Annotated in this window: 8 protein-coding genes and 1 riboswitch; all 8 genes read right to left on the bottom strand. The window is 43.2% G+C overall.

Annotated features, from left to right (window positions below):
- Positions 1–610: 610 nt before the first annotated feature.
- A complete protein-coding gene (gene serS, locus LPAF129_RS10815) occupies positions 611–1,882 on the bottom strand; it encodes a serine--tRNA ligase (protein ID WP_244057110.1) in 1,272 nt (423 codons plus the stop codon).
- Between the two features lie 351 nt (positions 1,883–2,233).
- Positions 2,234–3,688, bottom strand: coding sequence for an amino acid permease (locus LPAF129_RS10810; protein WP_265747623.1), 1,455 nt, complete (start codon positions 3,686–3,688; stop codon positions 2,234–2,236).
- 203 nt (positions 3,689–3,891) lie between these two features.
- Positions 3,892–4,069, bottom strand: a riboswitch (Lysine riboswitch).
- Between the two features lie 93 nt (positions 4,070–4,162).
- A complete protein-coding gene (gene budA, locus LPAF129_RS10805) occupies positions 4,163–4,882 on the bottom strand; it encodes an acetolactate decarboxylase (RefSeq protein WP_244057107.1) in 720 nt (239 codons plus the stop codon).
- 25 nt (positions 4,883–4,907) lie between these two features.
- Positions 4,908–6,593 (bottom strand): acetolactate synthase AlsS, encoded by a 1,686-nt coding sequence (gene alsS, locus LPAF129_RS10800; protein ID WP_244057104.1) that lies wholly within the window; start codon positions 6,591–6,593, stop codon positions 4,908–4,910.
- Between the two features lie 102 nt (positions 6,594–6,695).
- Complete coding sequence (locus LPAF129_RS10795; RefSeq protein ID WP_244057100.1) at positions 6,696–7,181, bottom strand: Rrf2 family transcriptional regulator; 486 nt, start codon at positions 7,179–7,181, stop codon at positions 6,696–6,698.
- Positions 7,182–7,202: 21 nt separating this feature from the next.
- Positions 7,203–7,715: a GNAT family N-acetyltransferase gene (locus tag LPAF129_RS10790; protein WP_265747622.1), complete on the bottom strand. Its 513-nt coding sequence runs from the start codon at positions 7,713–7,715 to the stop codon at positions 7,203–7,205.
- Between the two features lie 50 nt (positions 7,716–7,765).
- A complete protein-coding gene (locus tag LPAF129_RS10785) occupies positions 7,766–8,536 on the bottom strand; it encodes a zinc-ribbon domain-containing protein (protein WP_244057093.1) in 771 nt (256 codons plus the stop codon).
- Between the two features lie 177 nt (positions 8,537–8,713).
- Positions 8,714–9,509, bottom strand: a 796-nt coding sequence (locus tag LPAF129_RS10780) for an RNA-guided endonuclease InsQ/TnpB family protein (protein WP_244057091.1), incomplete at its 5' end; no start/stop codon positions are given.

The following is a 9,509-nucleotide window of genomic DNA, read 5'->3' as shown; positions in this document are numbered from 1 at the left end:
ATAAATTTTACTAGCGAAATTGACTTCGCAAATGTTTTTTTGCACTGATCATAAGATCAGTGACCTCACACATTTGATTTGTCGAAACTTTGTTCAGTTTTCAAAGATCTACTAACTATAAGAATTAACTTCTTAAGTTTATCACAGTCACGTGCAGGTGTCAAAATTTTTCTTGAACAGCGACGCAACTTTATTAGTATATCAATCTCTCTTGATAAAGTCAAGAGAAACTTTAACTTTTATTTAAGCAGCAATCACATTCCTGTGTGCCTCTCAAACAACAAATACAATCATACCAACGTTTTCCCGCATCGTCAACACTTTTTTAGTTTTTCTTCTCACTAATTTTATAGTCCGAATTATTATTCATATTAAAGTAAATAAATAGAATTATTTACTAACATTAATTACTTATATCTATTAATAGTTCGTATTAGGTTTGAAAGATTAAGTGTTTCTTTAACAGTTATCTCAATTTTTAGAAACATTTTCTACAACTTATTTTTTAAAGGCCACTCTTTCCGGTTAAAAAGCCGCCTAAAGCAAAAAAAAGCAGCAGTCCACTAAAATTTCAGTGAACTGCTGCTGTCGTAATCAAATTTAGGTCACATTATTTAGTGATCTTAGTTGCGCCATGCAAGTATGGACGTAAAACTTCTGGGATCGTCACAGAACCGTCTTCATTTTGGTAGTTTTCCAAAATAGCGGCCACTGTCCGACCAACTGCCAGACCAGAACCATTTAAGGTGTGCACAAAATGCAATTTGCCATTGTCATCACGATACTGGATGTGGGCCCGACGTGCTTGGAAATCTTCTGTATTAGAACAACTTGAAATTTCCCGGTAAGTGTTTTGAGCCGGCATCCAAACTTCCAAATCATGAGTCATTGCGGCACTAAAGCCCATATCCCCTGTGGATAAAGTGATCACATGATATGGCAAGCCCAGCTTCTCCATAATATTACCAGCGTTAGCCGTCATTTTTTCTAATTCTTCATATGAGTTTTCTGGTTTAGTATACTTAACCATTTCAACCTTATTAAACTGATGCATCCGGATCAGACCACGAGTATCTCGGCCAGCACTACCGGCTTCAGATCTAAACGAAGGGCTTAATGCTGTGACATAGACTGGCAGATCTTCAGTTGGGATCACTTCATCACGGTAGTAGTTAGTCAAAGGCACTTCCGCTGTCGGGATCATTGTCATATGCTGTCCCTGTAACTGATAAACATCTTCTTTAAACTTAGGGAATTGGCCTGTACCAAACATTGAGGCATCGTTAACAATGTATGGCGTGATCATTTCCGTGTAGCCTTCTTTTTCGTGTTCATCCAACATAAAGTTATAAAGTGCACGTTCTAACTTCGCACCCATCCCTTTATAGTAGACAAAACGGGCACCAGAAACTTTAGCTCCCCGTTCAAAGTCTAAAATATCCAGGTCTTCACCAATATCCCAGTGAGCTTTAGGTTCAAAATCAAATTCGCGTGGTGTACCAACTTTGCGTAATTCAACGTTTGCACTTTCGTCTGGACCAACAGGGATCGTTTCATTAGGCAAGTTAGGCAAACGGGCTGCCATATCATTGACCAATTCAACTGCTTCATTAGCTTGTTCGTCTAATTTTTTAATTTCTTGACCAACTTCACGCATCTTAGCGATCGCAGCTGAAGCATCTTCCTTATTTCTTTTAGCTTGAGCAATTTGCCCCGAAACATCATTTCGTTGACGCTTTAATTCTTCTGTGCGGTTCAATAACTCACGCCGCTTTTTATCTTCAGCTAATAAGTTGTCGATTTCTTCTGGCTGAACTCCACGAGTTCCTAACCGGCGTTTAAATTCATCGGGTTCTTGTCTGATCATTTTAACATCTAACATCTAAAACTCCTCCTTAGGATTGTCTAAACTTACATCAAATTCATTCTGCATTAAACATGGGTGCGCATTTGCCATCTTTTGCCAAAATAAAAAACAAGCCTCGCATCCCACTAATTGGGACGAAAGACTTGTTTTCGCGGTACCACCCAAGTTCGAAAATTAATTCGCACTCACTTAAAATAACGGTCTCCCGTGCAGCATTACCTGCCCATCGAAAGATACATTGGATTTTCAGCTTCACAGTTTCCACCAACCACTGTGTCTCTGGCGTGCTTACTTGAGATGTACCATGACGTTTGTTTATTGACTTTCTTTAAATATAGTTGAATTAAGCACAAATTTCAAGCTTTCTTAATCCTTTTTTTCAACCTTTACTTTATGCGGAGTCAAATCAACTTCTTCTAACGGAATCAGATGTGTCTTATGACGCACCTTATAGTAAATAAAGAGTACTAAGAAGAGCGGAATTGACATGTATGAGAATAAGATCGCCTGCCAGTCAAAGCTGGCAAAAGAATGTAAGTCTTGGCCAATGATCACTAGAATACACAATACCAGAGCTAACAGTGGGCCAAATGGGAACCATTTTGCATGATACCGGAGTTCTGACAACTCATGGCCCTGCGCCTTAAATGCTCTTCTGAAACGATAATGTGACAGTGCAATCCCGACCCAGGCAATAAATCCACTTAAACCACTTGCACTAACCAAGAAGGTGTAGATTCGATCACCAAAGATACTGGTGGCAAAGGTCAATAACCCAATAGCGGCTGTTCCAATTAAAGCTGGCATTGGGATTCCGCGTCCGTTGACCCGACTAAAGATCTTAGGCGCATCCCCAGTCACTCCCAAAGAAAAGAGCATCCGAGTTGAAGCATACATCCCAGAGTTAGCGGCTGACATCACTGACGTTAAGATCACCGCATTCATCACTCCGGCAGCTCCGGCTAAACCGGCCCGACGGAAAACTAATGTAAATGGACTAATTGCAACATCGGCTGCATCAGACCCTAATAAGTTTGGACTTGTATATGGGATCAAAGCTGCAATAACAAAAATAGCTAAGATATAGAAGAGAATGATCCGCCAAAAGACCTGCTTGATTGCCTTTGGGATACTCTTTTCTGGGTCCTCTGATTCGCCGGCAGTGATCCCAATCAATTCAGTTCCTTGGAAAGAGAATCCTGCAACAACGAAGACTGACAAAATTGAAGGAATCCCCCCAACAAATGGTGCCTTTTTATAGACAAAATTTTCTAAAAGTGTCGCATGACCGGACATGATCCCAAAAATAGTTAAGAACCCAACTGCTAAGAAAATTAGCACGGTCACAACTTTGATCAAAGCCATCCAGTATTCAGTTTCACCAAATGAGTTCACTGACAAAGCATTGATCAAAAAGATAATGACCAAAGCACCTAGACTAAAGGTCCAGCTTGGAACATGTGGGAACCAAAATTTGAACACCAGTCCAACCGTGGAAATATCGACCGCTAAAGTGATCGCCCAGTTAAACCAATAGTTCCAGCCCATCGCAAACCCCATCGCTGGGTCCACGAAACGCCGTGCATAAGTTGCAAACGAACCCGTGACTGGCAAGTAAGTGGCCATCTCCCCTAATGAAGTCATTAAGAAAAAGACCATCAATCCGATCCCGGCATAAGCTAGTAAAGCCCCTCCAGGTCCGGCAGTCGAAATCGCCGACCCGCTCGCAACGAATAATCCAGTTCCAATACTTCCACCTAAAGCAATCATGGAAACGTGTCTGGTCTTTAAGGACCGCTTAACCCCATGATCACTTTCCAACTGCGTTGTTTGGTCAATTGTTTGTTGACCACTGTCTAAACTGACAACATCCTGTTCCTTCAATATAGTTCCCTCCAAATATAATATTCGAAGAGGCGACCAAGAAAAAGCAATAAAATATAAAAAGGCACAGCTTTCATTATCGAAAACTGCGCCGGCTAATATTCTATCAATAATCATGCCGTTTAAAAAACGGTCAATCACATCTCGATAGCGCCCCGTAGGAATTTTTCCTACGACAGTTCCCAGCATCTTGTACTGGGCCCCAGCTCACAACACGGAAAAATGTTGCTGCTTCGGCAAACTTCCCTTTCACATCACCTGCGTCGTTTTCCCGACTAAGTCATGTTACTGATAAAGTTCGCGACCTCTTTTCGATAGTGTTCATTATAAAACGATTAGCACCTAAATAGCAACCGAAATTCTACATTTTTCACAACTATTTTCGGAAACTAGCCAAAAATCCTGATTTTTCTACGATTCTGAGTGTTTGATCTTAGCATCCATTTGTCCTAGATCAAAATCATGTGCCATAAATTCCTCATTATCCACTGGGAAATGTTGTTCGACACTGCTAAAAGGCTGCAAAGTCAGTTGTCCTTCACTGACCGTAAAGTCCAACACGTGTCCGCCCATGGTGTGTGTATCATTTAGATAGTGTAAGTGAAAACCGGCAGCCGCCATCCCCTGGAACAGCTCTGGTGAGAAATAACCGACTAGTGTTCCCTGACTATCTTCTTCAGTGAAAATGGCCTGCTGATCTGCCACCGCTGACAATGGCGGATAAGGGCGTTCTTGTGCAGCCACGGCGCGCGTCTTCACGTGGGAGAACTTCCCTGTGATCTGAACAGCAAAAAAGATGTTTTTCAGCGCCCGTTTGTCAAAGACCACATCACCTAAGTGTGCTTCGTCCAAATCATGCACGACAGTCGCTGGCAAATCATGGTCCGCATAATGCACGGTTGCAAATGGCACCATCGTTTCAGCGGGCAAAACGTCAATTTCACCGGTACTTTTGACTAGGTATGGCCGACCATCTAACACGATCATTTCCCCACCTAAACCTGTAGCAGTGCCGATCCCCGTATCACCATTTTTCAAGATCTCCCCGAGCTTCATCGTCCCTGCAAATAAGCCAGGAACTAAGGTTGCTAAGGTTCCATGTTGGTATAATTTACTCTGCTGTTGTGTCATTTAAAAACCTCCTGCACTCAAACTTTTAACGTAACTGATCGTCCAGTAATTGTTCGCCTAGATCGTGATTGAAACTATAATCAACTGGGATATCGACCACGACTGGTCCTTTGGTCTTGAAAGCCTGATCTAAAACATTGGCCAAATCTTCCGCGCGATTGACACGTAAACCTGTTGCGCCAAAACTTTCTGCGTATTTGACAAAATCGACCGGCCCAAATTTAACCGCAGCCGACGTCCCGTACTTCATTTCTTCTTGGAACTTAACCATATCATAGTGACCATCATTCCAAATCAAATGAACGATGTTTAAGTTTAACCGAACCGCTGTTTCCAGGTCCTGAGCAGAAAATAGGAATCCGCCATCGCCAGAAACTGACACGATCTGTGTCTCCGGACGAACTAAAGCTGCTGAAATCGCCCATGGCAATGCCACACCCAAGGTCTGCATCCCGTTACTAAACAGCAAGTGGCGTGGTTCATAGGAGCGTAAATGCCGAGCCAGCCAAATGTAGAAACTCCCCACGTCAACGGTCACTGTCATTTCATCCGTGATCCGCTCTTGCATGGCGGCGATGACCGCTAGGGGATGAGAACGTACTTGCCCTTCTGTTAAGGCTGGCGGTTCATCACGTAATTTCAACTGGTCGCGTAATTCGCCCAAGAAACTGTGCGATTCTTCCGGCATGTTAAAGCCTTTCATGTATGGCAATAAAAATTCTAAGGTCTGTGAAATGTCCCCGACTAATTCACGTTCCGGCTGGAAATTCTTATCTAACTGAGCCCGAACTGAGTCGATCACGACTACACTTTGCTCAGGATTTAGTTGCCAGTTACGCGGTTCGTATTCCACCGGATCATAACCCAGTGTGATAACTAAGTCACTGTTTTTCAGCAGCTTATCTCCGGGCTGATTGCGGAAGAGTCCGACCCGGCCGAAGAAATCATCTTCTAATTCACGCGAAATAATTCCTGCCCCTTGGAAAGTTTCTACCACTGGCAAATGAGTCTCACGAACCAAATTGCGGATCGCCTCAGTCGTTTGTGGATCTGAAGCACGCATCCCCACCAATAAAACGGGCAGCTTAGCTTTTTTGATCCGCGCCGCTAACATCGTGGCTTCGATTGGACTCGCAGGCCCTAAAATTGGGGCTGGCAGTGGTTTTAACACAGCTGTTTTCACTTCACCATCAGTCACATCTTGGGGAATGGAAACAAAACTTGCACCCTGTTTGTCAGCTTCTGCTTCTTGATAAGCATTGGCGATCACTTCTGATAAATTATCTGGGTCTTGCACTTCTGCATCATATTTCGTGATCCCAGAAAAAACTGCAGTATTATTCATACTCTGGTGTGTTTGCCGTAAAACATCGGTCCGCTGCACTTGACCAGATAACGCTAAGACTGGATCGCCTTCTGTCGTGGCAGTGGCAAGTCCGGTCGCTAAGTTCGACGCCCCTGGACCAGAAGTAGTGATCACTACGCCAGGATGACCTGTGATCCGGCCAATTCCAGCTGCCATAAAAGCCGCGTTTTGTTCGTGACGCGTTAAAATAAACTGTGGTGCATTTTCAGCGGTCGGATGGTCGAGTTTCTCGAAGATCCGGTCGATCTTGGCACCAGGAATTCCAAACACAAACTTAACATCATGATTGATCAAACTATCAACAACTGCATCAGCACCGTAATATTTTTGCTTTTCTTCTGTCATTTTTTTGCTCCTATCTGTTAACTTAAGAATTGAGTATCGAAATGAAATCCATAAAAACCTAGTTAGCAACAACTATTCAAGCCATGTGTTTAAATTTTTAGTCTATCGCTTGCTCCCCTCACTTAAATCATTCCAGTTGACCAGTGGAATCTGATCAACCTTGAAAGTCTCCCACAAAAGATCTTGGACAGTTACGCTACCAATATAATCGGACCAGCGCCGGTCGGCCTCGTGAAAAGCACCAGTGATGGCTGCATCACCTTGAGTCGCTAGTGACGGGAAATCTTGGAAGGCTCTTTCAAAGAAACCTAACCCCTGAAAAGTCTTCACTTGACCTTCTGTCGCGTGGTAAATTTCTAATAAAGTAATTTCAGCGGGATCTTTAGCCAGTGAAAAGCCACCATTATTCCCCGAGACTGAACTGATCAGTCCACCAACGACTAACTTTCGCATGATTTTATGCAGGTAAGTCGCTGACCCTCCAAGCGTTGCATTGATCACCCCAGATGGAACTGGCGAGTTTTTTTCTTGAGTAGCCAACAGCGCCATAATACAGGCTGCTTGCTCAAAACCTTTTGTTAATTGCATTTCTTCAAAACCTTTCTGTCTCTAAGTTAACATTTTAACATACAACAATTCTAAAACCTGCTGGTCCGGCTTAAAAACGTCCAAAATTTGCCGTTCCTTTTGACGGTGAAATCCGGCCTTTTCCAAGACTCGGATCGAAGCTTGATTATTCGCATAGACTCGCGCCCGGACAAACTGAACGTTCTGCACTGCAAGTTCCTGACAAAGTGCGCGTAAAGCTTCAGTCATATAACCTCGTCCCCAAAAATCCTGGTTTAAAGCATAGCCCACTTCCAGCCCAGCTTTGACCGGGCTGCCAGTTGGACTAAGAAACGGAAACGCCCCAATGTTGCCCACTAGCTTGTCAGTCTCTTTTTCAACAATAGCTAACATCCCCAGCCTTTGTAAGGCAGCCAGAAATGAGCGAGCATCTCTCAGTGTTCGTAAACTAGTAAAATTAGCAGCCCGTGCGACGGTCGTTTGCGAGCCATATGCTAAAACTGCCATTGCGTCATTACTTGTGAACGGTCTCAACTTTAACCTGTCCGTTTCCATCATCTTTGCTTCTCACCCCAAAAATCATGTGCTTGTGTTAGTTCTAGTTTTTAATGATGTTTTTTGTTCTTACGTCGTGGATCTTCAAAGGTATATTTCGTATTGGTTCGTTTCTGCGGCAGCAGTGCAATGATCAGCGCGATCATGTCACAATATGGGATCAGCAGTAATAACGCCAAATAACCCGGTAACTCAATATCATGATAACGCCTGACTAAAGCTGTGAATAAGGCCACCGTAAAATAAGCGACCCAAGCAGCCATGCCAAACTTGATTGTCGGCATCAGACCGGCAGGATCGATCCGTTGGACAAAAATCGCAAGCAGCCCAATTAAAATCCCAATTGGAATACTTAAACAAAAGCTGCCGATCAGTCCATACCAAAAGTCCGCCCGGCCCATTCTTTTATTCACATTCAACCAATCTCGCAAAAATAATTTCGTTCCTGGAATAATCCCCGGTGTCACGGATTCATTTTTACCTAAAACATGCACGGTAACTCCCTGTTTTTTGGCTAACTTAATAAACTTCTGTAATTTTTCCCGGTCACTTAAATCAATTTTGGGGAGTTGCTCAGTCTGGTCAGCCGGTTGCTCTTCTGGCGGCTGCTTTTTTTCAACTTTTAATTCTGATAGTAAGATCTTAGCTTGATCCATCCCGCAATAGTAACAGTAATTACTTCTGACGGGAATTTGTTTGTTACACCGTTTGCAGGCTTTAAACTCTGTTTCTGGTTCAAAAACTTCCTGAACTGTCCCGCATAAAGCACAAAGCTGACTCTCTTCAGTATTCTTTTTACCGCATTTCTGGCAATAAAACATCGACCTGGATAACACCCTTTCTTTTCAAACTAGCTGATGGGCAGTTGAACTACCATCCTTTAAAAAGGATGGATTCTGGGAACACAGCAAACTTATCGGTTAGATTGCTCTAACTAAATAGACAGCGGTCACTGCTATTTACCACGGTACGTTCCATACCTTAGTTTCAATACTCGCCTAAACGAGTGCTTTTTCTTTGGTGGTTTGGGCTAGTCCACGGTGCAAAATATTTTGACTAGCATTAATGTCACGGTTTAAGTGCGTCCCACAAGTTGGACAAAACCATTCCCGGACGGCTAACCACTCATGCTGGTTTAAATTGTCAAATTGATGGTTCTTTTGCCCACACTGATGGCAGATTCGACTCGTGTTTTGGGCGTCAACAAAAATTAGTTGCTTTCCGTACCAATCACACTTATATTTCAGCATGGAGACTAATTTACCCCAACCAGCGTTAGATATTGCCCGGGCCAAATGATAATTTTTCAGCATTCCTTGTGTGTTGAGTTTTTCCACCACGATCACATCGTAATTTTGCACTAACTGGGTCGTCAGCTTTTGCAATCGATCAGAACGACGGTCACTGACTTGACGTTTGAGTTTAGCGGCTGTACGACGGGCCTGTTGGTAGCGCGGAAACTGTTTTAGACTAGTCCGTGGCAACAAGAGTTTTTCATGCTTATCAAAAGCCATTTCTTTCTGGGCATTTCGTCTGCGACGAGCCACTTTGCGTTCCCAGATTCTGACTTGAGATTTAGCTTCAAGATCAAAATGCATCATATTGATTTTTTGTCCATTTGACAAAATCATCAGGTCATCTAGTCCTAGGTCAATCCCCACCACTTTATTAGTTTTATCCATGGGCTTGAAAGCTTGTTTTTCGCTTTCAAGTAAGATGGTCGCATAATATTGACCTTGGGCATTGATCCGAACAGTTGCACGTTTGATTTTGCCATTCAGTATTCGGCCAGCC

Source organism: Ligilactobacillus pabuli (assembly GCF_022836475.1).
Classification (GTDB): Bacteria; Bacillota; Bacilli; order Lactobacillales; family Lactobacillaceae; genus Ligilactobacillus; species Ligilactobacillus pabuli.
This window is presented reverse-complemented; position numbering and strand designations above follow the sequence as displayed.